General features: G+C 32.8%; 29 protein-coding genes. 19 read left to right on the top strand and 10 right to left on the bottom strand.

Going from position 1 to position 25,643, the window contains the following annotated elements:
• Window positions 1–3: 3 nt before the first annotated feature.
• Window positions 4–1,128, bottom strand: coding sequence for a cysteine desulfurase family protein (locus tag QLQ96_RS12755; protein WP_482491011.1), 1,125 nt, complete (start codon window positions 1,126–1,128; stop codon window positions 4–6).
• 88 nt (window positions 1,129–1,216) lie between these two features.
• Here QLQ96_RS12755 and QLQ96_RS12750 point away from each other — a divergent pair, with 88 nt between their 5' ends.
• A complete protein-coding gene (locus QLQ96_RS12750; RefSeq protein ID WP_482491010.1) occupies window positions 1,217–2,224 on the top strand; it encodes a hypothetical protein in 1,008 nt (335 codons plus the stop codon).
• Window positions 2,225–2,361: 137 nt separating this feature from the next.
• On the opposite strand, the gene QLQ96_RS12745 is transcribed toward QLQ96_RS12750, so the two are convergent.
• Both QLQ96_RS12745 and QLQ96_RS12740 read right to left on the bottom strand, forming a co-directional pair.
• Window positions 2,362–2,913, bottom strand: coding sequence for a Smr/MutS family protein (locus QLQ96_RS12745; protein WP_482491009.1), 552 nt, complete (start codon window positions 2,911–2,913; stop codon window positions 2,362–2,364).
• Between the two features lies 1 nt (window position 2,914).
• The gene (locus tag QLQ96_RS12740) at window positions 2,915–3,088 is read right to left on the bottom strand and encodes a hypothetical protein (RefSeq protein WP_198857127.1); all 174 of its coding nucleotides are present in this window, start codon (window positions 3,086–3,088) and stop codon (window positions 2,915–2,917) included.
• Between the two features lie 108 nt (window positions 3,089–3,196).
• Between QLQ96_RS12740 and QLQ96_RS12735 the strand changes: the two genes are divergently transcribed.
• Window positions 3,197–3,475: a DUF2752 domain-containing protein gene (locus QLQ96_RS12735; protein ID WP_482491008.1), complete on the top strand. Its 279-nt coding sequence runs from the start codon at window positions 3,197–3,199 to the stop codon at window positions 3,473–3,475.
• Window positions 3,476–3,652: 177 nt separating this feature from the next.
• Here the strand turns inward: QLQ96_RS12735 and QLQ96_RS12730 are convergent, their stop codons facing one another.
• The gene (locus QLQ96_RS12730) at window positions 3,653–4,354 is read right to left on the bottom strand and encodes a DUF1003 domain-containing protein (RefSeq protein ID WP_482491006.1); all 702 of its coding nucleotides are present in this window, start codon (window positions 4,352–4,354) and stop codon (window positions 3,653–3,655) included.
• 191 nt (window positions 4,355–4,545) lie between these two features.
• On the opposite strand from QLQ96_RS12730, the gene QLQ96_RS12725 reads away from it, so the two are divergent.
• The 3 genes from QLQ96_RS12725 (at window position 4,546) to QLQ96_RS12715 (ending at window position 7,318) form a co-directional block, all read left to right on the top strand.
• Window positions 4,546–5,337: a serine O-acetyltransferase gene (locus QLQ96_RS12725; protein WP_482496961.1), complete on the top strand. Its 792-nt coding sequence runs from the start codon at window positions 4,546–4,548 to the stop codon at window positions 5,335–5,337.
• Window positions 5,337–6,224 carry a cysteine synthase CysM gene (cysM, locus tag QLQ96_RS12720; protein WP_482491004.1) on the top strand — a complete coding sequence of 296 codons (888 nt, stop codon included), beginning with the start codon at window positions 5,337–5,339 and terminating at the stop codon, window positions 6,222–6,224. The genes QLQ96_RS12725 and cysM overlap by 1 nt, the downstream gene beginning before the upstream one ends.
• Window positions 6,225–6,331: 107 nt before the next feature.
• Entirely contained in the window at window positions 6,332–7,318 is a 987-nt protein-coding gene (locus QLQ96_RS12715; protein WP_482491002.1) for an aldo/keto reductase, read from the top strand.
• A 67-nt stretch (window positions 7,319–7,385) separates the two neighbouring features.
• Here QLQ96_RS12715 and QLQ96_RS12710 read toward each other — a convergent pair whose 3' ends face one another.
• Window positions 7,386–8,261 carry a sensor histidine kinase gene (locus tag QLQ96_RS12710; RefSeq protein WP_482491000.1) on the bottom strand — a complete coding sequence of 292 codons (876 nt, stop codon included), beginning with the start codon at window positions 8,259–8,261 and terminating at the stop codon, window positions 7,386–7,388.
• Window positions 8,262–8,593: 332 nt separating this feature from the next.
• Between QLQ96_RS12710 and rlmD the strand changes: the two genes are divergently transcribed.
• From rlmD to QLQ96_RS12695, 3 genes are read left to right on the top strand one after another with little or no spacing between them, the layout of a single operon-like run.
• The gene (gene rlmD, locus QLQ96_RS12705) at window positions 8,594–10,006 is read left to right on the top strand and encodes a 23S rRNA (uracil(1939)-C(5))-methyltransferase RlmD (RefSeq protein WP_482490998.1); all 1,413 of its coding nucleotides are present in this window, start codon (window positions 8,594–8,596) and stop codon (window positions 10,004–10,006) included.
• A 49-nt stretch (window positions 10,007–10,055) separates the two neighbouring features.
• Window positions 10,056–10,550: a DUF6452 family protein gene (locus QLQ96_RS12700; RefSeq protein ID WP_482490996.1), complete on the top strand. Its 495-nt coding sequence runs from the start codon at window positions 10,056–10,058 to the stop codon at window positions 10,548–10,550.
• Window positions 10,522–11,364, top strand: coding sequence for a DUF6048 family protein (locus QLQ96_RS12695; RefSeq protein WP_482490994.1), 843 nt, complete (start codon window positions 10,522–10,524; stop codon window positions 11,362–11,364). Before QLQ96_RS12700 ends, QLQ96_RS12695 begins: the two co-directional genes overlap by 29 nt.
• 148 nt (window positions 11,365–11,512) lie before the next feature.
• On the opposite strand, the gene QLQ96_RS12690 is transcribed toward QLQ96_RS12695, so the two are convergent.
• From QLQ96_RS12690 to QLQ96_RS12680, 3 genes are all read right to left on the bottom strand, one after another.
• The gene (locus tag QLQ96_RS12690) at window positions 11,513–12,205 is read right to left on the bottom strand and encodes an aspartate/glutamate racemase family protein (protein WP_482490992.1); all 693 of its coding nucleotides are present in this window, start codon (window positions 12,203–12,205) and stop codon (window positions 11,513–11,515) included.
• A 14-nt stretch (window positions 12,206–12,219) separates the two neighbouring features.
• A complete protein-coding gene (locus QLQ96_RS12685; protein WP_482490990.1) occupies window positions 12,220–12,456 on the bottom strand; it encodes a hypothetical protein in 237 nt (78 codons plus the stop codon).
• A 159-nt stretch (window positions 12,457–12,615) separates the two neighbouring features.
• Window positions 12,616–13,773 (bottom strand): THUMP domain-containing class I SAM-dependent RNA methyltransferase, encoded by a 1,158-nt coding sequence (locus tag QLQ96_RS12680; protein WP_482490988.1) that lies wholly within the window; start codon window positions 13,771–13,773, stop codon window positions 12,616–12,618.
• Between the two features lie 137 nt (window positions 13,774–13,910).
• Here QLQ96_RS12680 and QLQ96_RS12675 point away from each other — a divergent pair, with 137 nt between their 5' ends.
• Together QLQ96_RS12675 and QLQ96_RS12670 are read left to right on the top strand one after the other, a co-directional pair.
• Window positions 13,911–14,675: a class I SAM-dependent methyltransferase gene (locus QLQ96_RS12675; RefSeq protein WP_482490986.1), complete on the top strand. Its 765-nt coding sequence runs from the start codon at window positions 13,911–13,913 to the stop codon at window positions 14,673–14,675.
• A 91-nt stretch (window positions 14,676–14,766) separates the two neighbouring features.
• Window positions 14,767–15,435, top strand: a complete 669-nt coding sequence (locus QLQ96_RS12670) for a ZIP family metal transporter (RefSeq protein WP_482490984.1) — start codon at window positions 14,767–14,769, stop codon at window positions 15,433–15,435.
• 60 nt (window positions 15,436–15,495) lie between these two features.
• On the opposite strand, the gene QLQ96_RS12665 is transcribed toward QLQ96_RS12670, so the two are convergent.
• Window positions 15,496–17,874, bottom strand: a complete 2,379-nt coding sequence (locus QLQ96_RS12665) for a TonB-dependent receptor domain-containing protein (protein ID WP_482490982.1) — start codon at window positions 17,872–17,874, stop codon at window positions 15,496–15,498.
• Between the two features lie 156 nt (window positions 17,875–18,030).
• Complete coding sequence (locus QLQ96_RS12660; RefSeq protein WP_482490980.1) at window positions 18,031–19,164, bottom strand: helix-turn-helix domain-containing protein; 1,134 nt, start codon at window positions 19,162–19,164, stop codon at window positions 18,031–18,033.
• Between the two features lie 168 nt (window positions 19,165–19,332).
• On the opposite strand from QLQ96_RS12660, the gene murQ reads away from it, so the two are divergent.
• From murQ to QLQ96_RS12615, 9 genes are all read left to right on the top strand, one after another.
• Complete coding sequence (gene murQ / locus QLQ96_RS12655; protein ID WP_482490978.1) at window positions 19,333–20,145, top strand: N-acetylmuramic acid 6-phosphate etherase; 813 nt, start codon at window positions 19,333–19,335, stop codon at window positions 20,143–20,145.
• Between the two features lie 81 nt (window positions 20,146–20,226).
• A complete protein-coding gene (locus QLQ96_RS12650) occupies window positions 20,227–20,448 on the top strand; it encodes a DUF6095 family protein (RefSeq protein WP_482490976.1) in 222 nt (73 codons plus the stop codon).
• Between the two features lie 27 nt (window positions 20,449–20,475).
• Window positions 20,476–20,706, top strand: coding sequence for a hypothetical protein (locus QLQ96_RS12645; protein WP_482490974.1), 231 nt, complete (start codon window positions 20,476–20,478; stop codon window positions 20,704–20,706).
• Window positions 20,691–21,005 (top strand): type II toxin-antitoxin system RelE/ParE family toxin, encoded by a 315-nt coding sequence (locus tag QLQ96_RS12640; protein WP_482490972.1) that lies wholly within the window; start codon window positions 20,691–20,693, stop codon window positions 21,003–21,005. The genes QLQ96_RS12645 and QLQ96_RS12640 overlap by 16 nt, the downstream gene beginning before the upstream one ends.
• A complete protein-coding gene (locus QLQ96_RS12635; protein WP_482490971.1) occupies window positions 20,993–21,565 on the top strand; it encodes a pentapeptide repeat-containing protein in 573 nt (190 codons plus the stop codon). The genes QLQ96_RS12640 and QLQ96_RS12635 overlap by 13 nt, the downstream gene beginning before the upstream one ends.
• 2 nt (window positions 21,566–21,567) lie before the next feature.
• Window positions 21,568–22,143, top strand: coding sequence for a DUF1572 family protein (locus tag QLQ96_RS12630; protein WP_482490969.1), 576 nt, complete (start codon window positions 21,568–21,570; stop codon window positions 22,141–22,143).
• A 281-nt stretch (window positions 22,144–22,424) separates the two neighbouring features.
• Window positions 22,425–22,796: a DNA topoisomerase IV gene (locus tag QLQ96_RS12625; protein ID WP_482490968.1), complete on the top strand. Its 372-nt coding sequence runs from the start codon at window positions 22,425–22,427 to the stop codon at window positions 22,794–22,796.
• A gap of 178 nt (window positions 22,797–22,974) precedes the next feature.
• Window positions 22,975–24,897, top strand: coding sequence for a DUF294 nucleotidyltransferase-like domain-containing protein (locus tag QLQ96_RS12620; RefSeq protein WP_482490966.1), 1,923 nt, complete (start codon window positions 22,975–22,977; stop codon window positions 24,895–24,897).
• A complete protein-coding gene (locus QLQ96_RS12615; RefSeq protein ID WP_482490964.1) occupies window positions 24,897–25,529 on the top strand; it encodes a 3'-5' exonuclease in 633 nt (210 codons plus the stop codon). The genes QLQ96_RS12620 and QLQ96_RS12615 overlap by 1 nt, the downstream gene beginning before the upstream one ends.
• The last annotated feature ends 114 nt before the right edge of the window (window positions 25,530–25,643 follow it).

Here is a 25,643-nt window from a genome sequence, read left to right as displayed (position 1 = left end):
ACTTTAAACAATCTTAAGACTTTCAACCAGCCAATCGATATCTTCTTTGGTGTTGTAATGACTAAATGAAATTCGGAGATTTGGTAATTTTAAATCAGCCTCCGAAAGCATTTCATTTAAAACATGAGAAGGCTTAATGCTTCCAGATTGGCAAGCGCTTCCTCTAGAAACCGCAATTCCTTTCATATCTAAACTAAAAAGCAACATCGAAGTTTTGTATGATGAAAATGGCAGAATGATATTGATGATATTATAGAAATCATCTTTTTTTCCGTTAATTCTAAAATCTGGAAAATGGATTTCTAGTTGTTCTATCAAATAATTTTTCAACCCTAAAATATAAGCTCTTTCTTCCTCTAATTTCTCGTATGAAACAGACAAAGCTTTTGCCATTCCGGCGATTTGATGCACTGCTTCGGTTCCTGCACGAAGACCTTTTTCTTGTTCTCCTCCAAAAAGCAATGGCTGTAAACCAGAATTTTTTCGAATAAAAGCAAATCCGATACCTTTTGGTCCGTGAAATTTATGCGCACTTGCTAAAATAAAATCAACAGGAGTCTTTTGAAGATCTATTTCAGTTTTTCCGATAGACTGAACTGTATCTGAATGAAACAATGCATTGTATTGCTTACAAATCAAGCTAACACGATCTAAATCTAAAATAGTTCCCGTTTCGTTGTTAACATGCATCAAACTAACTAAAGTCTTTTTTTCTTCGGACAATAAATTAGAAAGATGCGTTAAATCTAAACTCCCATCTGGGTTTACTTTTACGTAATCAACTTGGATATTGTATTCTTCCTGAAGCACCCAAACAGTATGTAAAACAGCATGATGTTCAATTTTTGAAGTAATGATTCTCTCTACTTTTAAATCTTCAACAGCAGAGCGCAGAATCCAATTGTCAGCTTCAGTTCCGCCAGAAGTAAAAATAATTTCTTGAGCTGTGCAATTTAAATGCTTTGCAATGCTCTTTCTTGAAAGTTCTAATATTGTTTTACCGTTTCGCCCAAAACTATGCGTAGACGATGGATTTCCGTAATCCTCAAGCATCACTTTCGTCATTTCCTGAATTACTTCAGGACGAATTGCTGTTGTTGAGGCATTATCTAGGTATACTTTTTTCATTGCAGCAAAGTTAAGAAATATCAATTGTGAAAACTTAAATATAATCTGGCAATTTTTTCACTATTTTTGACCCAAATAAAATTTTACGATGAAAAAATATGCTGCCCTCCTATTGTTTGCTCTTTTTTTGAATGGATGTGATGATGGAGATTTAACTGTAGATAAAATAGATTTTGCTGATGTACAGGAATCAACAGCCTGTGATCCTTTAACAAATGCCTTGATTTATAAAATAAAATCTCAAGAAGCGCTTTTGCTTCAAATGCCTGAAGGAGCAATTATAAATGATGAGGGGACTTACACTTATACAATAGACGCAAATGGAAACGGATTATATCGTGTTGTTTATAGAGCTTACGATGGAACTGTTGCCAAAGAAAATATCTGTGGTATTATTCCCCCAAGCACACCAAAAGTAACTGAAGAATGGCTTGGTATTGATGGAACCATAGAAATTACAACTAAGCAAATAGAGCCAAACAATACTACCGATGACGGAACAAGAATCTCTGGTTATGAGCACAGCATTATTTTCAAAAATATAACATTTGCAAAACCAGCGGGAAAACAGACAGACACAGAATTTGTATTTGGAACTTATAAAACTACCGTAACACCTGCCAATTTAACGTTTAAAACTAATCCAAACGGCTCGGCTTATGAGTGTGATGAAGTCGCTAGAGTATACAATTACAATAACACCTTCTATTTATCAATTGATGATATCGACCCTGCATTACTTGTCAATGAAGTAACGGCTAGTAACCAGCCTCGTACAAGTTTAATAACAGCAACACAAAACAAAGTATTTTACAGAACTGCATTAGCAGAAACTGGATCTATTACACCTGCTTTTATTTGTGCTAAAGTACAACCAAGTTCTCCTGCAATTGATGAAACATGGACAGGGCAACTGGGTGTAGCCAATACAAGTGGAATTATAGAAGTAACAACTACTGTATCAACTAATGCAATAGGACAAGTTTACACGCACACAATTGTACTTAAAAATGTAATTTTAGCAAAAGGAAATAGTAGTTTTAAACTTGGAAGCAGTTTCGTTCTAGGAAAAATTGACCGACAAACAACCAACTAAAAGTATCCTTTTTACAAGAAATAATTCTTACAAAAAAAAACGTCCTTTTTTGAAATGATTTTAAGAATAAATCAGAACAAAAAACGGACGTTTTTTTATGCTTTCTAATGAAGTTTTATTACTTGAAATAAGCCTTATTATTTATTGTTTTGTTTTATATAAACTTCGGTCGCTCCTAGACCATATTTTTGATAATTGGCATCTTGAAAATCAATTCCGTCATAACGTCCCAATAAAAAATCAAGTTCGGCTTTTAAAATCCCTTCACCAACACCATGAATAAAAACAATTTTCGGAATGCGATTTCGTATTGCAAATTCGATGTGTCTTTTTGCCGTTTCGGTCTGCAAAGTCAAAATATCATAATTTGACATTCCGCGTTTATTTGGAACCAATTTTTCGATGTGCAAATCAAATTCCGGAACACCAACCTCACGTTTGTCTTTCTTTTCTTTAACAAAACTTCTTGGTTTTGGCTCCGTTTTCTCTTTTACAACTTCATCTAAATTAATTCTTTTAATAGAATTCATTAAATCATTGGTTTCTTGAATCTTAATTAATTCATTGACTAAAAATGTCATCATAAATCCATCTTCACTTTCAATCAAAACTTCATTGTTTTTAACCGAAACCACAGTTCCGTTAATGGCTTCATCCAATACAGAAACCTTATCTCCTTTTGCAAGCATCCTACTCTTCTTTATCGTTATTTTTACTTGGTGTTTTAGCACTAAGCTGCATCATTCCGAACATGAAAACTACAATTGCAGCAATCATGATATAGATGTTTTTTTCCTCTGAAACCTGCTCGTAAAACGCAACCGAAATCGCAAGAATCATTATTATAATTTTAAAAGTTTTCATCTATTCTCTACTTTAAGATTTCAAAAGTATAAAACTTTCAAGTACTACTTCTATACTACACCAAAGGTTTGTCATATTTTTTTAGTAAAATTGCAAAAAACATCTGCCATGAGTTTAGAGAAATATATGATTCCTTGCCTGTTCAAAACCTTCTTTGGTTACGACTGTTTGGGGTGCGGATTTCAGCGGTCTTTATTCTTACTTTTTCAGGGTGATTTTTCAGCCGCTTTTAAAATGTATCCAGCTATTTATACTTGCCTTATACTCTTCGTTTTTATAGCATTTCATTTCTTGGATAAATCTAGAAATTACAAAAAAATCATTTGGAACATTGCCGTCGTGAATTTCGTTTTTATGCTTGTCGGCTATTATTTCAAACACTTTTAGATTTTAGATTTTAGATTTTAGATTTTAGATTTTAGATTTTAGATTTTAGATTTTAGATTTTAGATTTTAGATTTTAGATTTTAGATTTTAGATTTTAGATTTTAGATTTTAGATTTTAGATTTTAGATTTTAAAAATCGCTTCGCTCTTTTTTAGAATTTGTAATTTCAAACAACATTTATTTTTTAATCTGATTCAAAATATCATTCATCATTTCGATTTGCACTTTCTGTATTTCGATTAATTCTTGCTGTTGGTGCATAATTAAATGATCTATTTTGTCATGAATTAATCTGATTTCCAATTCCGATTTCAGGTTAATCATATAATCTTTTTTAGCACGATTACGGTCTTTTTCTTCCTGACGATTTTGACTCATCATAATAACTGGTGCTTGTAAAGCTGCAACGCAAGAAAGAATTAAGTTTAGGAGAATAAACGGATACGGATCAAAACCTTTATTTAGAAAAATATAAACATTCGAAGCAATCCAAATCGTAATAAAAACGACAAAAGAAATAATAAAAGTCCAACTTCCTCCAAAATCTGCCACTTTATCGGCTACTTTTTGTCCTAAATTTCTAACTTCTTCTTCATCTTCAACAATGCTTACAATCGATTTATCTTCTTTTAATGAAGAAATAACATTCTGCTCCATTGCAGAAATTGCTCCAATTTCGGTAGAAAGATAATTTGAAATATATTTTTGGCGGTAAACATTGAGTTCATTCACAGCAATGCAATCTTCTATGCTGAAATTTGGGTATTCTTTTTTAATTAATCCCAAAATAGGATCGTGTATTTCCTTACCGGAAATTTTCTCCTTTTCATCAAAAGAAAGCCCTGAAATAGAGCTTTTGAATGTTTTTTTATTTTCCATTTCTAATATATTTTGAAAGCTAATTTACGCAATTAACTTCTTAAGAATTACATAAAAAACAACAGTTGACAATTTGCTTTTTATCACAAATCTCACTTAGCAAAGAAAATATCTTTAGTTAAATCGTGATTTTATTTCCAAAAAACGCCTTACTTTTAACGTTCCAAAATTATTCATTCATTTTTACCATTGTGACAAAAGAAAATATCATACAAAATATAAAAGCTTTAAAAAGCCACTCACACATAAATTACGGCATTAAAACCAAAACAGAAGATTTTACAGAAAAGCTTTTTTATACTCTATTTGACTCGAATGCGGCGCTACACGAAAGCATTGATGAATTGGAGTTTCGTTTTAAAGAAATTGCTGTTTTGGCCTGCAAAAAGCCTCAAAATTTATGCGAATCGATTTGGGATCGCTTTTTAGAAAAACTTCCAGGGGTTTTAGAAAAGCTAAATCAAGATGCCGAATATATTCTTGAAAACGACCCCGCTTCAAACAGTATTGATGAAGTATATCTGGGATATCCTGGGTTTTATGCCATCGCAATTTACAGACTAAGCCACGAATTGTATCATCTTGACTTATTGCTATTTTCTCGATTAATGAGCGAATATGCACATAGAATTACAGGTACAGATATTCATGCTGGAGCTGATATTGCATCGCCGTTTTTTATCGATCACGCAACAGGTATCGTAATTGGTGAAACTACAGTTATCAAAAAACATGTGAAAATTTATCAGGGTGTTACGCTTGGTGCTTTGAGCGTAAGCAAAGAAATGAAAAACGCAAAACGACACCCAACTGTTGAGGCGAATGTCTGTATTTATGCCAACGCAACAATTCTTGGCGGAGAAACTGTAATTGGAAAAAACAGTATTGTTGGAGGAAATGCTTGGATTACCAAATCTATTCCAGAAGATTCTATCGTTTTAAACACCACTACAACTGAAGTTAAAATAAAAGAAAAAAAATAATGAATTCACATAAATTATTAAACCTAATTGGCAACACTCCATTAATGGAAACAGTCAATCTAGTTAAAAATAAAAATGTAAAACTTTTACTGAAACTGGAAGGAAATAATCCTGGAGGAAGTGTAAAAGACAGAGCTGCATACAATATGATTGCTGCAGCATTAGAAAGAGGCGACATCAAGAAAGGAGATAAATTAATCGAAGCAACCAGCGGAAACACTGGTATCGCTCTTGCTATGATTGCTCAATTATTTGGGATCGAAATCGAATTGGTTTTACCAGAAGATTCTACAAAAGAGCGTACTCAAACCATGCGTGCTTACGGCGCAACAGTGATTCTTACGCCTGCAACCGAAGGAATTATCGGTTCTAGAGATTATGCCGATAAAAAAGTAGCACAAGGCGGTTATTTAATGCTAAATCAGTTTGCGAATGATGATAACTGGAAAGCGCACTATAAAACAACTGGCCCAGAAATATGGAATGATACTGACGGAACTGTAACGCATTTCGTTTCGGCAATGGGAACAACGGGAACCATTATCGGGACTTCCACTTATTTAAAAGAAAAAAATCCAAACGTTCAGATTGTTGGCGCACAGCCAAGCGACGGATCTCAGATTCCAGGAATCCGCAAATGGCCACAAGAATATCTTCCTAAAATTTTCGATGCTTCTAAAGTTGATACGGTTGTTGATGTGAGCGAAGAAGAAGCGCGTGCCATGACAAAAAGATTGGCTCTTGAAGAAGGCGTTTTTGCAGGTATGAGCAGCGGAGGTTCTGTTGCTGTTGCCCTAAAAATTGCAGAACAATTAGAATCTGGAGTTGTCGTTGCCGTTATCTGCGATAGAGGCGATCGCTATTTGTCTTCGGATTTGTTTGATTAAAAAAAAGATACTAAGAGGCTAAGGTTCTAAGATTCTAAGTTTTGAAAAGCCTTAAAAACCTAGAGACTTAGCATCTTAGAAACTCAGAACCTTAGCAACTTAAAAAAATGAACTACAGAAAACTAGGAAAAACAAACTTTAATATATCTGAAATTTCACTTGGGACTTGGCAGGTTGGAGGAAAATGGGGATCGGGTTTTGATGATAAAACAGCTGATGAACTTTTGAATACTGCTATTGATAATGGTGTAAACTTTATCGATACTGCCGATGTTTATGAAAACGGATTAAGCGAAACTGCTGTCGGAAGAGTAGTTCGTTCTCGTTCTGAACGCATTTTTGTTGCTACAAAATGCGGACGCCAGATTAATCCGCATGTTAATGATGGATATACGCCTAAAGTGCTTCAGAAATTTGTTGAAGACAGTTTAAAAAGAACTGGATTAGAAACACTTGATTTGATCCAGCTGCATTGTCCGCCGACTGAGGTGTATTATCGTCCGGAAATATTTGAACTTTTTGATCGATTAAAAGAACAAGGGAAAATTCTTAATCTTGGCGTAAGCGTTGAAAAAGTTGAAGAAGCTTTAAAAGCTATTGAATATTCTAATGTAACTACGGTTCAGATTATCTTCAATTTGTTTCGTCAGCGTCCGTCAGAATTGTTTTTCTCAGAAGCAAAAAAGAAAGATATCGGAATCATCGCGCGAGTTCCATTAGCAAGCGGACTTTTAACAGGCAAATTTGATTCAAAAACAACTTTTGAACCTCAGGATCACCGAAATTTTAATCGTAACGGAGAAGCTTTCGATAAAGGAGAAACTTTTTCTGGAATAGATTATGAATTGGGATTAAAAGCTGTTGAAGAATTAAAAGCTCTATTTCCAGAATCAAAAAATTTAGCATCAATTGCGCTTCAATGGATTTTGAGTTTTAATGAAATAAGTTGCATTATTCCAGGCGCATCAAAAACAGAGCATGTTTTATCGAATTTATCGGTTTATGACACTCCAAAATTAACTGCAGAGCAGATTAGTGGAATAAACAAAATATACAGCGATCTTATCAAACCTTCTGTTCATCAGGTTTGGTAAATCTTTGAAAACACAAAAGGCTGTCAAGAATAAAATCTTTACAGCCTTGTTTTTTTTTGTTCAGAATTTAGACATCAAATTCAATTCTAAATTCAGCACCTTTATTTTTTCCATCACTCGATGCAGTCAATTGACCTTTATTTCTTTCAATGATTTTCTTGCACAAATACAATCCGATTCCGGTAGAACCTTCACTTGCAGTTCCTAATCGGCTCATTTTAGTGAATTTTTTAAATAGTTCTTCAATCTGGTTTTTATCAAATCCCATCCCACTATCTTTCACAGTCAAAATCAATTTTGATTTTTCAGAAAAAATTCTGACTTTAATTTCGCTGTCAAAATAAGAAAACTTAACTGCATTACTGATTAGATTTACCAAAACCTGAACCAAAAGCCCTTCGTCAATTCTCAAATTAGCTTCGGCACATTCCATAACCAAATTCATTCTTATATTTTTATCTAACAATCGCTGTTCTACTTGCTCATTGATAAAAGGAAGAATATTCGAAAATGAAACCGTTTTAATCTCTTGGTTTACTTTTGCGACTTCATCTTGTTCTTTTAGCAGTTTGATGAAATTTTCGATATATCTAAATTGAAGATCAGTCGATTCGCAAATCAATTCGGCCAAACTTGTAACAGATTCTGATGGATTTTCACTTATAATCAGTTTCGCCAAACCTTGCGGATTTCCTGCAAAATTCTTCAAATCGTGCGAAAGCATGTAGATAAGATCCTGTTTTTCATTAATAAAATTCTCGGCTTCATTAATAGATTCCTGAATGTTGCACAAAAGCAATCCTGCTTCATCTGTATATTCTGTTGGCAAATCAGACAATTTTCTTGAAGCTCTGTAGTCATCTAAAGCTTTAGAAGCCGTTGCAATTGGCTTTATCAGCTTGTTCAAAACCAAAAGCGTTATTGCTGTTGCCAGCAATGTCATAATTAAAGAAAAAATAAGAATTGAGGCAGATGATACTTTATGTTCGAAAAATAAAACGAAAAACAAGATTCCAATTAAGGGAATATGAATACCGATAAAAGCAACAAATAAAAATTTAAATGCATAACTTTTTTTAAGAAAGCTGATTTTTGAGAGCTTATGATACAACTTCATAAAAAGATCTAATAAGAGTAGGTTAATGTGTAATTTTACTGGGTTTATTACGCAAACAAAATTAGCTTTTATCCTTTATTAAACTAATATTTTGAAGAATTTCTAAATTTTTTCTAAAATTAAATTTGTAAAAGTTTTCAAAGGCTTATTTTTGCGCTATGGGAAGAAAAAATACAGACAAAATTGTCTTTCATCAAATTCAAGTTCTTGATGCTGGTGCAAAAGGAGTTTCGGTAGCAAAAGCACCTGACGGAAAAGTTATCTTTATTCCGAATGTGGTACCTGGAGATGTTGTAGACGTACAGACATTAAAGAAAAGAAAAGCTTATTACGAAGGTAAAGCAGTAAAATTTCACGAATTATCTGAATATAGAGTAGAGCCAATCTGCGAGCATTTTGGAATATGCGGAGGTTGCAAATGGCAGAATATGAAATACAGCCAGCAGCTTGCATTTAAACAAAATGAAGTTAAAAATCACTTGCAAAGAATAGGAAAAATTGAACTTCCAGAATTTGAAGACATTTTAGGTTCTGAGAAACAGTTTTTCTATAGAAATAAAATGGAATTTTCATTTTCTAACAGCAGATGGCTTACAGAAAAAGAAATTGGAAGTACTGAAGATTTAGGAAACAGAAATGCCTTAGGATTTCATATTCCTAAAATGTGGGATAAAATTCTTGACATCAATAAATGTCATTTACAAGAAGATCCTTCAAATGCCATTCGTAACGAAATCAGAGCTTTTGCAAACGAGCATAATTTAGCTTTTTTCAATCCTAGAGAACACTCTGGGTTATTAAGAACGGTAATGGTTCGTACCGTTTCTACTGGAGAAATCATGGTTTTAATTCAGTTTTTCGAAGAAGATAAAGAAAACAGAGAGTTAATTCTAGATCATTTATACGAGAAATTTCCAGAAATTACCTCTCTTCAATATGTAGTAAACGGAAAAGCTAATGATACTATTTACGATCAGGACGTTGTTCTTTATAAAGGAAGAAATTATATTCTTGAAGAAATGGAAGGTTTGAAATTTAGCATTAACGCTAAATCTTTTTACCAAACCAACTCTGACCAAGCTTACGAATTGTATAAAATAACACGCGATTTTGCTGATCTTACAGGAAATGAAGTAGTTTATGACTTGTACACAGGAACTGGAACAATTGCTCAGTTCGTTTCTAAAAAAGCAAAAAAAGTAATTGGAGTAGAAAGTGTTCCAGAAGCCATTATTGATGCTAAAGCCAATGCAGAACGCAATAATATTACAAATTGTGAGTTTTTTGTTGGTGATATGAAAGTAGTTTTCAATGAAGCTTTTATTGCACAGCACGGAAAACCAGACGTTATTATTACAGATCCGCCTCGTGACGGAATGCACAAAGATGTGGTAGAACAAATCTTAAAAATTGCACCAAAGAGAGTCGTTTATGTAAGCTGTAATTCTGCAACTCAGGCGCGTGATTTGGCTTTAATGGATGAAAAATATAAAGTTACACGAGTGAGACCTGTAGATATGTTCCCGCAGACTCATCATGTTGAAAATGTTGTACTTTTAGAACTTCGATAAAAAATAAATGAAAAAAATAATCTCTCTTTTACTACTCTTTACTTTCGGCTTGTCTAGCTGCGAGAAAGATGATATTTGCGATGCCAATACTCCAACTACACCAAGATTGGTTATGACATTTTATGATATTTCTAATCCGACGAAAACAAAAAATGTCACCAATCTAAAAGTTATTGGTGACGATATGGAAGAGGGAATTGTTTTTAACGAGAGCCTTGCAGAAGACGATTCATTAAGGTATGTAACTAGTGGTAGTAAGATATCAATTCCATTAAAGATAACTGACAGTACATCTACTTTCAAGTTTATCAATAATTCGTTAAATCCTACATCAATCAATACCGATGTTATTAAATTTAACTATACCACACAAAATGTATATGTTTCGAGAGCTTGCGGCTTTAAAACCATTTTTCAGCTAAGAAACGTTCTCCCTTTTGTACATACTGATCCAGATGGAGATACTTTCTGGATGACCGAAGTTGATTTAGAAAACCCTAACATTGAATCTGAAGATGAAACACACATTAAAGTTTATTTCTAGTCTTTCATTATTGTTTTCAATGTTTTTAGGTTATGCTCAGGATGTGCCGGAGATTTCTAAAAATAAGGATACAATAGTGCCTAAAAAGCCAAAAACAGAAAAAGTTAAACCTGTAGCTGCAAAACCAGAAATTCAAGAAACTCTAAAAGACAGCGTTGTAAAAACAGATCGCTACGGACTTCGTGTCGGTGTTGATTTGTACAAACTTACTCGCGGACTTTATGATAAAGATTATAAAGGAATCGAAATTGTTGGAGACTGGCGACTAACAAAAAAATATTATATAGCAGCAGAATTAGGCTACGAAGATAAAACTACAGAGGACGACCGTTTAACCTCTACTGCTAATGGAACGTACATAAAAGCAGGTTTTGATTATAACTTTTATCAAAACTGGCTTGATATGGAAAATCTTATCACAATAGGAATGCGTGGCGGATTTAGTAATTTTGCTCAAGAATTGCATAATTATAAAATCTACAATCCGAACCCGTATTGGGGAGAATTACCTCCAATAACTGCAAACGAAAAATACAGCGGTCTTACAGCAACTTGGATTGAAGTTGCATTAGGATTAAAAGCCCAAGTGGTTAAAAACGTATTTGTTGGATTTGGTGTTCAGCTCAAACTTTTGACGACTAATAAAGAGCCAACTAATTTCGAAAACCTTTATATTCCAGGCTTTAACAGAACTTATGATGGAAATTTTGGAATCGGTTTTAACTACACGGTTTCTTACTTTATTCCGATTTACAAGAAAAAAACAATGGCCTCTGAAATGGTAAAACAAGAAGAACCTAAGAAGAAAAAATAGATTTTTCTTAAAGTTGCTAAGATGCTAAGACTCTAAGATACTAAGTTTAAAAAAAGCCTAAAATTCAAGAATGAATTTTAGGCTTTTTTATTTTTATGACACTGAGAAAAACTTAGAACCTTAGCATCTCAGTATCTTAGCATCTTTTTTATAACAATTGAAAATTAATTGCTGCTTGTGTATGTATTAAAGCGGTATCAAAAATAGGAACACTTAAATCGCCCTCTTTTATTACCATCGGAATTTCAGTACATCCTAAAATAATCCCTTCTGCTCCGTTTTTAATTAATTCATTTGCAATTTCCAGATAGCGCTTTTTTGTTTCTTCCGTTGCAATTCCTCTTCCTAATTCTTCGAAAATAGTATAATGAATAAAATCTTTAACTTCTTCACTCGCAGGAATTATGGCTTCAATTCCTTTTTCTGCAAGTTTGTCTTTGAAGAAATCTAATTCCATTGTGAATTTTGTTCCTAGCAAACCTACTTTTCTAATTTCCTTTTTTTGAATTTCAATTGCTGTTTCTTCTGCAATATGAATAATAGGAATACCAATAGCTTGTTGCAATCTATCAGCAATTAAATGCATGGTATTAGCGCATAAAAGAATCGCTTCTGCCCCGCCCGATTGTAAAACTTCTGCGGCTTTTAAAAGCATATTAAACGTAGAATCCCAATCGTTGGCATCGTTATTCTTTTTAATATCGGCATAGTTAAATGAGTAAATCAAACACTCAGAGAAATTTAGTCCGCCGAGTTTTTCATTAATTCCTTTATTAATTAAAGTATAATAATCCGAAGTAGAAACCCAGCTGATTCCTCCAATAAGTCCAATTTTCCTCATATATAATTTTTACATTATTGAATTTCTTTGATTCCTTTTATAAAAAGCCATTTCATAAAAAGCTTTTCACCGTCTTTGGTTCTTACAGCTTGAAATTTAGGCCCAACAATAGTTCCAATTACAAACGCCGTCATCGGAATCCAGATTCCTGTTAATCCGGTGTAAGCAGCAATCAAATATCTAAATAAAAGAAAAAGGATTGCAAAAGCAGCTAATTGATATAAAAAACCTCGTAATTGTAGTTTTGACATGTTTTTTTTGAGTTGCTAAGATTCTAAGGTTCTCAGATGCTAAGTTTTTCTTAACTGCTTAAAATTCTTAAATCTTAAATTATTTTTTTCAATTGCTAAGAGCTTTTTTCGTCCTAAAATTAAAAACTTAGAACCTTAGAATCTTAGCAACTTAGTATCTTATACCTGAAATTTCGTTCTCTTACTTCCTTCGTACATTTCATATTTTACCAAACGCGCTTCAAGGCTTCCGTTGAAAAGTTTGATTTTTCTTGAAGGTTTTAATCCTACGAATTTCAAGGCTTCTAGATTGGCAGTAATAAACCAAGCATTTGTTCCTGGATAATTTTTCTTTAAAGTATCACCAATACTAGCATAGAATTTTTCCATGTGAATGTCTAAACGCTCATCATAAGGCGGATTGAAAACCATGTGAAGCTTTCCTTCCACTTCTTTTTCAGTATCAAAAAAGTTATCTTCACTGATCGTTATATAATCATCAAGATTCGCATTTCTAATATTATCTTTTGCTTTGCTAACCGCACTTGGCGCTTTATCAAAACCTTTTATAGTGTAATGAAATTCTCTTGTCTTTTTCATTAAACTATCCACAATCCTATCAAAAAGATCGTTATCCCAATCTTTCCATTTTTCAAAAGCGAACTCTTTTCTGTTGATATTTGCAGGAATATTGCAGGCAATCATAGCCGCTTCTGCCAAGAAAGTTCCAGAACCACACATCGGATCTAAGAAATGAGTTTGCCCGTCCCAACCTGATAATAATAGAATTCCAGCTGCCAAAACCTCATTAATCGGAGCAATATTTGTAGCCGTTCTATAACCACGCTGATGAAGCGAAGCGCCAGAAGTATCTAAAGCTACAGAAACTTGATCTCTATCAATATGAATATTGATACGCAAATCGGGATACTGCTTATCAATACTTGGACGTTGTCCCGTTCTTTCTCTAAACTGATCTACAATTGCATCTTTACATTTCTGAGAAACAAATTCAGAATGATTGAAATAAGTAGAATGCACCGTCGCATCGATCACAAATGTCTGATTCGCATTTAAATATTTAGACCAATTTAAGCCTGAAATACCTTTGTATAAAGCCTGCTCATTATTGGCTCTAAAAAAATAAATTGGTTTTAAGACTTTTAGCGCCGTACGCAAAGACAAATTGGCTTTATACATAAAACCTTTGTCTCCTTTAAAGCTCACCATTCTCACGCCTTTTTCAACATCCTGAGCGCCAAGCGTGCGTAATTCATTTTCTAATATCTCTTCAAAGCCAAAAAAACATTTGGCAATCATTTTAAAATTTTCTTCCATTTCTTTTTCAATTAAAAAAAGCCAATCGCTATAAGGTTTTATTATACTGATATAAATACGTATCGGAGCGATATAGTTATTTTTCGGCAAAAATACACTAAATTTGCCGGACTTTTGAATTAATTGAAATAGAATAAATGTCTGAAAAACATAACGCACCAATCCAGAATCAAGAAGATGACAATCAAAACTGGTATTCTTCATGGTTCGACACGCCATATTATCACATTCTTTATAAGGATCGTAATTATCGTGAAGCTCAGGTTTTCATGGACAATTTAACGCATTATCTGAACTTGCCTGAGAAAGCTAAAGTATTGGATTTAGCGTGCGGAAAAGGACGCCATTCTATTTATTTAAATCAATTGGGCTATGATGTTTTAGGTGCAGATTTGTCCGAAAATAGCATTGCCGAGGCCAGCAAAAACAGCAACGAAACACTTCATTTTAAAGTGCACGACATGCGCGAACCTTTTGAAGAAAAGTTTGATGCTATCTTCAATCTTTTTACCAGTTTTGGCTACTTCGAAAGCGACGAAGACAACCTGACAACTTTAAAAGCAATTAAAGAAAGTTTATCTGAATATGGTTTTGCCGTTATCGATTTCATGAACGTGCCAAATGTTATAGAAAATCTTGTTCCTGAAGAAGTAAAAACGGTTGAAGAAATTGATTTTCACATCAAAAGATATCTTGAAGACGGACATATTTTTAAAGAAATTGATTTTGAAGACCAAGGCAGAAAATATCATTTTACAGAAAAAGTAAAAGCACTAACTTTGAAAGACTTTCAGGATTTAATGGACGAAGCTGGAATTTTCCTTCTAGACATTTTTGGAGACTACAAACTCAAAAAATTCCATAAAACCGAAAGCGAAAGATTAATCATGATTTTTAAATAGGTTTATCGTTAAACCGTTAATTTGTTTAATCGCTAAACAAACTAACAGAAATTCGATTAAACGATTAAACAAAAAACGATTAAACAAAAAGATGAACTATTTACTACCCTTATTTTCTGTACTTTTAGGATATGGCGCGGCTTTATTTATAAAACCAGAAAACAAAAATAATTTAAAATTACTACTCGCATTTAGCGGTTCTTTTTTATTGTCGTTAACCGTAATGCACCTTCTTCCTGAAGTTTACGAATCGCATAATCACAGTATCGGAATCTTTATAATGGTCGGGATTTTATTCCAGATCGTACTTGAATTTTTCTCAAAAGGTGCAGAACACGGACACGTTCACGGACATGCAAAAATGTCTCAGATTCCTTGGCTTTTGTTTATCAGCCTTTGCATTCATGCATTTTTAGAAGGTTTTCCAGTAAGTCATCATCACGGTTTAGCAGTCGGAATTGCCATTCACCACTTGCCTATTGCGGTTATTTTAACGACATTTTTCATTAATGCCGATTTAAACAAAAAAGCCATTTTCGCCTTCATGCTGACTTTTGCCATCATGACGCCGCTTGGAACTGTAGCTTCTGAATATTTACCCTTTTTAAGTAAATATTACACCGAAATAACAGCAATCGTAATCGGAATTTTATTCCACATCTCCTCAACAATCATTTTTGAAAGCAGCGAAGGACATAAATTCAATGTTGCCAAAGTATCTATGATTGTTCTAGGAATACTATTAGCATTCTTTTTATAATGAAACAATGTGCCAATTAGACAATGAGATAATTTTCTAATTGGCACATTTTCTAATTATCTAATTAACACGCTTTCTCTCCTCTTGATTTCCAAAATTACGTTCTTTCACATTAATCTTTTTATTTCCAAAATTGTAAATTACAGACAAACGCACAAAACGATTACTTTCATTTTGATTATAAACCTGTTTCACGCCATTTACAACCGAAGTGAAATCTTTTAAATAAGAAGTATTAAAAACATCATTCGCTAAAAATGCAATCTGAAGCGTTTTATTCAACAAATCCTGTTTGAAACCGATATCAAAACTTGAAGTATATCCTATTTCATACAAACCGCTTTTAAAAGGCGAACTGTAATTAAAATCAATTTGTAGTTTCGTATTTTTCCCTAAAACAAAAGTATTATTTGTCGTAAAATCAATCTGTAAACTGTTTGATGGCGTTGCATTTATGTCTTTTATAAACTTCGTTTCCGAACCTAAAAAATACAACGTATTTTCACTTTGCCACCAATCTGCAAAACTCGCAGAATAAGTTTCGCCTAAACCATAATTCAAACCTTTATAATAATTCTCACGCGTTACAATCTGTGTATTCGTTTCAGGGTTTGAAGTAAAAACAACTCCATATCCGTTTGTAATCGCATTGACAAAAACGCTTGTTCTCAAAACTTCTTTATAAGAATGTGCCAATTCAAAATTATCACTAAATGAAGGTTTTAAAAACGGATTTCCTTCCGAATAACTGTTACTGTTAATATAAATACGAAACGGATTTAGTAAGTCAAAACGCGGTCTGTTGATTCTCTTTCCATAATTCAAACTAAAAGTATTATTATCGTTTTTCTTGTATGAAGCATAAAATGTTGGAAACAACTTCAGATAATCATTCACATTCTCTTGGTTGATAGTTTCAGAAAATCCGTTTGTCTGTGTGTTTTCAAGTCGTAAACCCGCTTGCAGATTCCACTTTTCATTTATTTTCTTGTCTCCGTTAATGTAAATCGCCTGGTTATTTTCAGTGTATTTAAATAGATTTGACTGATTCGGATCTAATTCTGGAGTTCCTGTAATTGTGTTGTAAAAAACGACATCGCTTAAGCTGTTTGTAAAACTTATTTTCGCTCCATAAGACAAATTAAAAGTCTGAAACGGATGTTCCATATCTGCCTTAAAACTCCAGTTATCAATATCTTGGTTAGAGATATTTCTTCCTGCCTGATTGACATCGACAAATTCCATATCCGGATTATAATTGTTCGCAATGAAGTTTCTATTGAATTTTGAATTATAATTGAAATAATCTGCATCAAAAGACAATTTTCGATTTAAAGAATCTATTTTGGTAATCAAATGCACATTATAAGTCTGATTTTTAGAACCTTTATCTGTAAAACTTTTATTTAGAGTTACATTCTGCAATTCATTTTGTATATTATACTTTTCGATTTTTATATCCGATCCAAAATCAGGATTATTTTTGTCGTTCATAAACTGAAAACCAATTGTTGTACGGTCTGACAAATCATAATCTAAAGCCAATTTACCTGAAAAATTCTCATTTTTAACTTTTGTCTCGGCGTTCATTATAGAAAGTCCGTCAGGAAAATACATATCTAAATTCTCAGTAGCATTTTTATAACCGGTTTTACCATTCACACTTGCCGAAAATCTGAATTTATTTTTACTGTAGAAGAAATTATCTCTCAAAGTATAAATTCCGTATTTATTCTGATCGTAAGAAACTGTAGTCGAATTTTTCCAAGAATCGCGAACACCTTTTTTCATAATAATATTAATAAGTCCTCCAGTTCCATCAGCTTCGTATTTTGCAGGCGGATTGCTGATCACTTCAATATTTTTAATATCTGCAGCCGAAATTGATTTCAAGAAATTGTTCAATTCTTCGCCAGTCAATTCAATCAAACGTCCGTCGATCATGACACGCGAAGTTCCTTTTCCTAAAATCGTAATTACGTCATTCTTCACTACAACACCAGGCGCCGTGTTAATGGCGCTCAGAGCATCACCTCCAGTTGTTGTAACATTATTTTCTAGATTATAAACCAAACGATCTATTTTCTGTTCGATAGTTTTCTTTTTAGACTGAACGACAACTTCAACTAATTTGGTTTCATTTTCTTTGAGAATAATAATTCCTAAATCAGTATTTTTTTCTATCGAAATTTCCTTTTCATAATTGGCAAAACCCAAAAAACTGATTTCAATTTTATAAAACCCATTTTTAAGATTTATTTCAAAAGAACCGTCTTCTTTAGTTGTAGTTCCGTCAACAATTTTTCCTTCTTCATTTAATATTGAAATTTCTGCCCATTCTAAAGATTTAGTTTCGCTAGCTACTTTTCCTTTGAATGTTAATTGTGCTAAACAAAATAAAGGCAATAGTAAAAAGATTAGGAGATTTAATTTTTTCATGATTTCTAATTTTAACTTGTTCGATTAATTTGAAGCAAAGTTGCCTTAGAAAATCTCCGTATGCGACCGACAAAAAAAAGTCGAACCATTTTCTCAAATAGAAATTGGTTCGACTTTATCACGACAGGCGTTCGACTTTTTACAAAACCTTTATTTTCAACTATTTCTGTAAGCTGTTGGCGTTAAATTGGTGTGTTTTTTAAATGAAGTATTAAAAGAAGATTTCGAATTAAAACCAACTTCGTACAATATTTCTAAAACCGTAAGCTGACTTTTCGATGGGTCTTTTAAAATATGCATGGCTTTTTGGATGCGATATTCATTAACAAAATCAAAAAAATGCTGATCGATATGATGATTAATTAAAATAGATAAATCGCGAACCGGAGTATTAATTTGATTCGCCAATTCTTGAATGGTAAGCGACGGATCAAGAAATGGTTCTTTTTCAACCATATATTCCTTTAAATCAGTTATTTGAGAGTTTATATGATTATTTTCTTCCCTAGCTTCTTCTTCTTTTTGATTAACTTCAGGCAGAATATCTTTCGTTAATACTAATTTAGAATTTACGCCTCTAAAAAGTTCTGGATATTTTAAAGCTTTCATTATAAACCAGCATGTTATAAATAAAGCTATGGTTCCTACCAATACATTTGCCCAAAGAAAAACTTCTTTAAAACCGCTGTATCTCAATATATTTTTTAAAGCCACAATAGAATGTGCAATTAGAAATACACATGTCATTTGAAAAAGCCATTTATACGTCGAAACGCTTGGATTGGCGTAATTTTCTAGATAAATTTCCTTGTATTTTTTCAAAATTAAAAATACACTTACGATATAGAAAATATATTGAAATTCAATTAAAATCTGAATAAAATAAATCTCAGACATTTGATTGAGTGACCCTATAAAATTTCCTTCGTCAATACTTTTATAAATTCTTGGAATAAAAAGCAGGTTTACAACTATGAAAGGAAGAAGATGAACCGTATGTTTCCACTTTAATCTAAAATCAGAATAGCAGACTGCCAATACATAAAGATAGAACGAAGGCATTCCTAACAAACAAAATGTCGATCTAAAAATCTCTAAATTTTGATGATTTTCAGTATACATATACATAAAAAATCCGCTGAGATCGATCGCGGAAAAGATAAAAAAGAAAGCAAATAAGCGATTTGCCAGTTTATTTTCTGTTTTAACGGTAAGCAGAAAAAATGCCATTAGCAAAGAAACGAAAACAGAAATTCGGGCGATTCCTTCTAATAAAACTAATTGATCCATCTATCTTTTTATATGTAACAAATATAATATTTTCGTTTTTGTAACAAAGCCTGATTAAAACCACCTTTAAAGAGAAAAAATAGAAGAAAAAAAATAATTTTAAATCTCTGAGACTTTGCAAGATTGAAATAAAATATATTAATTTTGACGAGTCTAAATAACGATAAAATGACATTTACAAAAACCACTGAACAAGCCTCCAAATATGAACATTTAGAGAAGATGTCTGTTCATGAATTGTTATCCAATATAAACCAAGAAGATAAAACTGTGCCTTATGCAGTGGAGAAAGCTTTGCCACAAATAGAAGCTTTGATTCCGCAAATAGTTGCAAAATTAAAGCTAGGCGGCAGATTGTTTTATATTGGAGCAGGAACTTCTGGCCGACTTGGTGTTGTTGATGCTTCTGAATGTCCGCCAACTTTCGGGGTTCCGTTTGATTTAGTAAATGGCATTATTGCTGGTGGCGACACAGCAATCAGACGTGCAGTAGAAAACGCTGAAGATAATCCGACACAAGCTTGGGTTGATCTTCAAAACCATAAAATCGATTCTAATGATGTTGTAATCGGAATTGCCGCTTCAGGAACAACTCCGTATGTTATTGGCGGATTAGAAACTTGTAACCAAAACAATATTGTTACCGGATGTATTACTTGTAATGCAGGAAGTCCGTTGGCGTTGACAGCACAATTTCCTATTGAAGTTGTTGTGGGACCTGAGTTTGTAACTGGAAGTTCGAGAATGAAAGCTGGAACTGCACAGAAATTGGTTTTAAACATGATTTCGACTGCAGCAATGATTCAGTTAGGAAAAGTAAGAGGAAACAAAATGGTCGATATGCAGTTAAGCAATGTAAAATTGGTTGATCGTGGTGTAAAAATGATTATGGAGGAAATTCCAGTTTCGTACGACGAAGCTTCTGAATTATTAAAAAAATATGGCAGCGTAAGAAATGCTGTCGACAATTATAATAAGTAAAAGGTTTTCTGTGAAATGTGAGATGTGACACAGATTTCAAACGTGAAACTTGAAACAAAAGAAAACCTGAAATAATAAACCATGGCAACAAACAAACAATTATTAGGAAAAGGAATTAAATATCTAACTGGTGCTCTCCCTTTAATGTTTATTGGGCCGACTTTAATATATAATGCATTTATGAACCAGCACACCAATTGGCATTATCTGGTTTTAGGAATTGGAATTACAGCTTGCTTAAGCTCTATGCTTTTGAGTTTTTTAGGACTGAGATTTATTATGAAAGGTATATTTAACGACTAATTCGTATCTTTACTAAAACTCTTTGTCATGGATTTACAAGCAGAAATAAATTGGATTCATCAAGAAATTGATAAAGTAAAAGATCCTTCTTTTGTAGAAAAGTTAAAACATCTTTTACAATCTATCAATAATACCGCTATTGACTCGGATGCAACTTATAATTTAGATATCGAAAATGCTTTAGAAAATATTAAAAAAGGCAATTTCTATACTGAAGATGAAGCGAAAGAAATAGCAAAAAAATGGGGAAGAAAATAATCTGGTCAAAAAATGCTTTAGACCAATTAGAAGACATTCATTTTTACATTTTCTTTGAAAGCAAATCACTTAAAATCGCTGACAAAGTCGTTAATACAATTTTTGATAGCACCGAGATTTTAAAAACAAAACCTGAAATTTATAAACTCGATAAACAAAAAGCCAACAATGATGGCATGTTTAGAGTTTATTCTGTTTATGATTATGGAATCTCTTACCAAGTAACAGAAGAAGTTATCTATATTCTCCGAGTACGCCACAATGCTCAAAAAACTAAAAAACATTCATGGAAGCTTTAATTCACATTCAGAAAACATTTGAGAAAGTTGTTTATATCGACAAAAAAATAAACAATCGAGAGTTTGAAGATTGTGTTTTTAAAAACTGTGATTTTTCTAATAGCAATTTCAATTCTAATACTTTTCTTGACTGCGAATTTATTGATTGCAACCTTTCTATGACAAGTTTGGCAGGAACAAGTTTAAAAAACGTCACTTTTAAAAACTGTAAACTTTTAGGAATTGCTTTTAACGAATGTGATGACTTTTTATTTCAAGTTTATTTTGATGAATGTGTTTTGGATTACGCTTTGTTTTCGAATAAAAAAATGCCAAAAACGAAGTTCATTAATTCTTCTGTTCGCGAAGTAACTTTTATCGGAACCAATTTAACGAGTTCTGTTTTTGACAATTGCAATCTTGACGGAGCTATTTTTAATGAAACTCAATTGGCTTCGGTTAATTTTAGAACGGCTTACAACTATAAAATAGACCCAGAATTTAATCCGATGAAAAAAGCGCAATTTTCTACTGACGGAATTGTCGGATTATTAGACAAATATGATATTAAAATCGTTTGATTATGAGTACTAATCAATCTTATCTTGAAAGCGTAAAAAAGCAGTTTTTATATTATAAAATGCTTGGCGAAAAAGCAATGGATCAGCTTGAACCAGATCAGCTTTTTATTTCTGTTAACGAAGACACCAATAGTATTGCTACAATTGTAAAGCACATTTCTGGTAATATGCTTTCGCGATGGACCGATTTTCTCACAACTGATGGTGAAAAAGAATGGCGAAATCGAGATGCTGAATTTGAAAATGATTTGCAATCTAAAGAGGAAGTCCTGAAACTTTGGAATAAAGGATGGAATTGTTTACAAAATGCTCTTGAAAGCTTAAAACCAGATCAGCTTTCTGATATTATTTACATCAGAAATGAAGGGCATACGGTTATTGAAGCCATAAATCGTCAATTGGCACATTATCCTTATCATATCGGACAGATTGTTTTTTATGCCAAACAGCTCAAAAACAGTGAATGGAATAGCTTGTCAATTCCGAAGAATAAATCGGGAAATTATAATGCCGAAAAGTTTGCCAAAGAAAAAGAAATCAAGAACTTTACCGATGATGAATTAAAGAGATTGAAATGATAGAATATTATGCAAATTTTGGCGGGACATGTTGGTGGATCTTAATCAAATCCTGCAGAACAAATTTAACTGAAGAACAGAGTTCTAAAAACAAAAAACGGAATTTACTTTTTGTAGCTTTTATAACTCTTGTAATTTTCTTTTTATTCTTTAATTAAAAAAAGTCCTTCTGAAAACCAAAGTCCTAGCCCTGATGGAAGCGGCATCCTTTTGTGGTGGGGTTCACCACAAAAGATACAGCGGACAGCAGGATTAGCTTCTTAAAAAACAACTTATTTAAAATGAAAAAAATACTATTCTTATTTCCTATTTTGGTTTTAGCGTCTTGCTATAATGCAGAACACAATTGCAAGGACTTTAAAACTGGGAAATTCAAATTTGAAACGGAAGTAAACGGAGTAAAAAAAACAACGTACTTTGAACGCAAAGATGATATCGAAATTGAAACTTATGAAGGAAAAACCGATACTGCAACAATTCGCTGGGTAAGCGACTGCGAATATGTGCTGCAAAAGAAACATCCAAAAAATATGGCTGAAGAAAAAGCGATCAGCATGAAGATTTTAACGACTTCTAAAGATTCTTATACTTTTGAATTTGGCTTGGTTGGTTCTGAAGAAAAACAACGCGGAACGGTTTATAAAGTTGATTAAAAAGCTATTCGAAAAAATATAAAGCTCCTTTTAGGGGCTTTTTTTATTATACTTATTTTTTAGAAAAACCTTTGTCCCTTTGTTTCTTTGCCACTTTGAATATCAACACAAAAAAACTTAAAGGTGTTTCTTTTACATTTCTATTTTAAATAGTATTTTTAGAATCTAATCTAACCAAATGAAAAATACCATTTCGCAGAGAGTTGCTGATTTTTTAAAGAATTATCCGCCGTTTAATTTTCTTCATCAGAGAGACTTGGAAAAACTGTCTGAGCAGATTTCTATTATTTATAAAGAAAAAGATGCTGTAATTTTTGCTGAAAACGATAAAACGCACGATTCTTTCTATGTGGTTCATAAAGGCGCTATTGCCTTGAAAAAAAGCACTAAAAATACGGTTTTAGACATGTGCGATGAAGGCGATATTTTTGGATTGCGTCCGTTATTGGCGCAGGAGAATTATATCATGGAAGCAGTGGCTCATGAAGAAAGTATTTTATACGCTATTCCAATTGCGGTTTTTAAACCTTATGCGCTTGAAAATAGAAATGTTGGCACTTTTTTAATTGAAAGTTATGCTTCTAATACTCGAAATCCGTATTCGGATATTCACAAAGATAAATTGTATGGAGATGATGATCAACTGAATGAAAATCTGCATTCCAGCCATCATTCTTTTGATTTGGCTCCTATAAAATATTCGAAGAAAATTGTTACCTGCAGTCCGTCAACTACGGTAAAAGATATTGCAAAAATCATGAGTAAGAAGAAAGTCGGCGCGATTTTAATCGTTGATGAAATGCTTCCGATTGGTATTTTGACCGATAAAGATCTTCGAAACAAAATCGTAACGGGAGATTTTCCTATCGAAACAACTGCCGAAACGATAATGACGAAACCTGTTATTACGTATTCTAAAAAAATGACGGTTACAGAGGCGCAAATGGCAATGATGAAAAGTAATATCAGTCATTTATGCCTAACAAAAGATGGAACAGTAAACACCAAAGCAGTCGGAATTTTGTCCAAACACGATGTAATGGTGGCGCTTGGAAATAATCCTGCGGTTTTAATAAAGGCTTTAAAAAGAACTAAAAAAATTAAGGAAATAAAACCAATTCGCAATCGAATTATGCAATTGTTGCAAGGTTATCTGGACCAAAATATTCCGATGACTTTGATTACGAAAATCATCACCGAGCTTAATGAAGCCTGCACCAATCGTGTGATTGAAATTTGTTTAGAAAAAATGAGCAGTCCGCCGCCTGCGAAATTTGCTTGGCTTGCACTTGGAAGCCAAGGTCGTGGTGAGCAAATGCTACACACCGATCAGGATAATGCAATTGTATACGAAAATGTGAATGAAGTTTTTAGAGATGAAACCAAAGTATATTTTCAAAAATTTGCCGGTCTTGTAAATAAAGGTCTTTTTGAAATTGGCTACGATTATTGCCCTGCGGAAATGATGGCTTCAAACCCAAAATGGTGTATGAGTTTGGACGAATGGAAAAATCAGGTACATCATTGGATAACAAATCCTGGTAAGAATGAGGTTTTATTATCGTTCATTTTCTTTGATTACAGTTTGACTTATGGCGATGCTGAAATTGTAAATCAGTTGTCTGATTATATTCTTGAAGATGTCAATGCAAATCCGATTTTTTATATGCATTTGGTGAGTGGTGCGTTGCAAAGCCCTTCTCCTACGGGGTTCTTTAGACAGTTTTTGGTAGAACAAGATGGTGCAAACAAAGATAATTTTGACATTAAAAGAAGAGCTCTAATGCCTTTAACAGATGCTGCACGCGTTTTAATTTTATCACATTCAGTAAAATCGATTAGCAATACAGCTGAGCGTTTTGAAAAATTAGCTGAATTGGAACCTAACAATAGCGAATTGTATCTATCGTGTTCATATTCGTTTAAAGCTTTACTGAAATTCAGAACTAAACAAGGTCTTTTGCATCATGATTCTGGTCAGTTTATCGAATTGGAATCTTTAACCAAAATGGAAAAAATTAAACTGAAACGTACTTTTAAAACCATTAAAGAACTTCAGGAACTTATTTCAGTACGTTTTAATATCTCAAATCTAGTCTAATGAGTTTATTCAATTTTTGGAAAAAAGAGGAAAACAATCTGTTTGAAGAAAACATCACGATTGAAGAAACTCGTTTTGTGGTTTTAGATACCGAAACAACTGGTTTTGATTACGAAAATGATCGTATTTTATGCATTGGCGCATTAGTTCTTCAAAACGGAATTATTTCTGTTCAGGAGAGTTTTGAAGTATATCTGGAACAAGATCATTACGATAAATCGACAGCGCAAATTCACGGCATTCTAAGAGATCTTCTTATTAAACGTCCGACAGAAATGGAAGCTTTACAACAATTCCTAGATTTTTTGGGAGATTCGATTATCATTGCGCATCATACTATTTTTGATGTTACGATGATCAATAAAGCTTTAGAAAGAAATGGACTTCCTCATCTAATGAATAAAACCTTAGACACTGCTTATTTATATAAAAAGACTTTAATTCAATCTCATTTATTTGAACGAAAAGATCATTATACTTTAGATGATCTTGCTGACAAATTTGATATTTCTAAGAAAGATCGTCATACCGCATTGGGCGACGCGTACATTACTGCCATTGCATTTCTAAAAATTGTAAAGAAATTAAGAGAGAAAAAAGCAGTTAATTTGAACCAACTTTTTAAATATTAAGATTTTTTTTATGAATCTTAAATTTACATTTCGAATCAATAATTTACTATTTAGTAATACAAGACTTATAAAAATTAGCAAAAAGGAAAAATAGCCGTAACATGTATTTTGTTT

The organism is Flavobacterium sp. B167r (assembly GCF_056824315.1).
Note: the sequence above shows the minus strand (reverse complement) of the source record. Positions and strands in the feature narration are given on the sequence as shown.

Coding starts and splice junctions, on each gene's coding strand:
- QLQ96_RS12695 (WP_482490994.1), top strand. CDS start 10,522: ATGAAACACACATTAAAGTTTATTTCTAGTCTTTCATTATTGTTTTCA.
- rlmD (WP_482490998.1), top strand. CDS start 8,594: ATGGGAAGAAAAAATACAGACAAAATTGTCTTTCATCAAATTCAAGTT.
- QLQ96_RS12755 (WP_482491011.1), bottom strand. CDS start 1,128: ATGAAAAAAGTATACCTAGATAATGCCTCAACAACAGCAATTCGTCCT.
- cysM (WP_482491004.1), top strand. CDS start 5,337: ATGAATTCACATAAATTATTAAACCTAATTGGCAACACTCCATTAATG.
- QLQ96_RS12650 (WP_482490976.1), top strand. CDS start 20,227: ATGGCAACAAACAAACAATTATTAGGAAAAGGAATTAAATATCTAACT.
- QLQ96_RS12660 (WP_482490980.1), bottom strand. CDS start 19,164: ATGGATCAATTAGTTTTATTAGAAGGAATCGCCCGAATTTCTGTTTTC.
- QLQ96_RS12665 (WP_482490982.1), bottom strand. CDS start 17,874: ATGAAAAAATTAAATCTCCTAATCTTTTTACTATTGCCTTTATTTTGT.
- QLQ96_RS12735 (WP_482491008.1), top strand. CDS start 3,197: ATGAGTTTAGAGAAATATATGATTCCTTGCCTGTTCAAAACCTTCTTT.
- QLQ96_RS12645 (WP_482490974.1), top strand. CDS start 20,476: ATGGATTTACAAGCAGAAATAAATTGGATTCATCAAGAAATTGATAAA.
- QLQ96_RS12630 (WP_482490969.1), top strand. CDS start 21,568: ATGAGTACTAATCAATCTTATCTTGAAAGCGTAAAAAAGCAGTTTTTA.
- QLQ96_RS12615 (WP_482490964.1), top strand. CDS start 24,897: ATGAGTTTATTCAATTTTTGGAAAAAAGAGGAAAACAATCTGTTTGAA.
- QLQ96_RS12685 (WP_482490990.1), bottom strand. CDS start 12,456: ATGTCAAAACTACAATTACGAGGTTTTTTATATCAATTAGCTGCTTTT.
- QLQ96_RS12640 (WP_482490972.1), top strand. CDS start 20,691: ATGGGGAAGAAAATAATCTGGTCAAAAAATGCTTTAGACCAATTAGAA.
- QLQ96_RS12670 (WP_482490984.1), top strand. CDS start 14,767: ATGAACTATTTACTACCCTTATTTTCTGTACTTTTAGGATATGGCGCG.
- murQ (WP_482490978.1), top strand. CDS start 19,333: ATGACATTTACAAAAACCACTGAACAAGCCTCCAAATATGAACATTTA.
- QLQ96_RS12745 (WP_482491009.1), bottom strand. CDS start 2,913: ATGCTTGCAAAAGGAGATAAGGTTTCTGTATTGGATGAAGCCATTAAC.
- QLQ96_RS12730 (WP_482491006.1), bottom strand. CDS start 4,354: ATGGAAAATAAAAAAACATTCAAAAGCTCTATTTCAGGGCTTTCTTTT.
- QLQ96_RS12710 (WP_482491000.1), bottom strand. CDS start 8,261: ATGACATTGCTGGCAACAGCAATAACGCTTTTGGTTTTGAACAAGCTG.
- QLQ96_RS12680 (WP_482490988.1), bottom strand. CDS start 13,773: ATGGAAGAAAATTTTAAAATGATTGCCAAATGTTTTTTTGGCTTTGAA.
- QLQ96_RS12740 (WP_198857127.1), bottom strand. CDS start 3,088: ATGAAAACTTTTAAAATTATAATAATGATTCTTGCGATTTCGGTTGCG.
- QLQ96_RS12690 (WP_482490992.1), bottom strand. CDS start 12,205: ATGAGGAAAATTGGACTTATTGGAGGAATCAGCTGGGTTTCTACTTCG.
- QLQ96_RS12675 (WP_482490986.1), top strand. CDS start 13,911: ATGTCTGAAAAACATAACGCACCAATCCAGAATCAAGAAGATGACAAT.
- QLQ96_RS12715 (WP_482491002.1), top strand. CDS start 6,332: ATGAACTACAGAAAACTAGGAAAAACAAACTTTAATATATCTGAAATT.
- QLQ96_RS12620 (WP_482490966.1), top strand. CDS start 22,975: ATGAAAAATACCATTTCGCAGAGAGTTGCTGATTTTTTAAAGAATTAT.
- QLQ96_RS12750 (WP_482491010.1), top strand. CDS start 1,217: ATGAAAAAATATGCTGCCCTCCTATTGTTTGCTCTTTTTTTGAATGGA.
- QLQ96_RS12625 (WP_482490968.1), top strand. CDS start 22,425: ATGAAAAAAATACTATTCTTATTTCCTATTTTGGTTTTAGCGTCTTGC.
- QLQ96_RS12635 (WP_482490971.1), top strand. CDS start 20,993: ATGGAAGCTTTAATTCACATTCAGAAAACATTTGAGAAAGTTGTTTAT.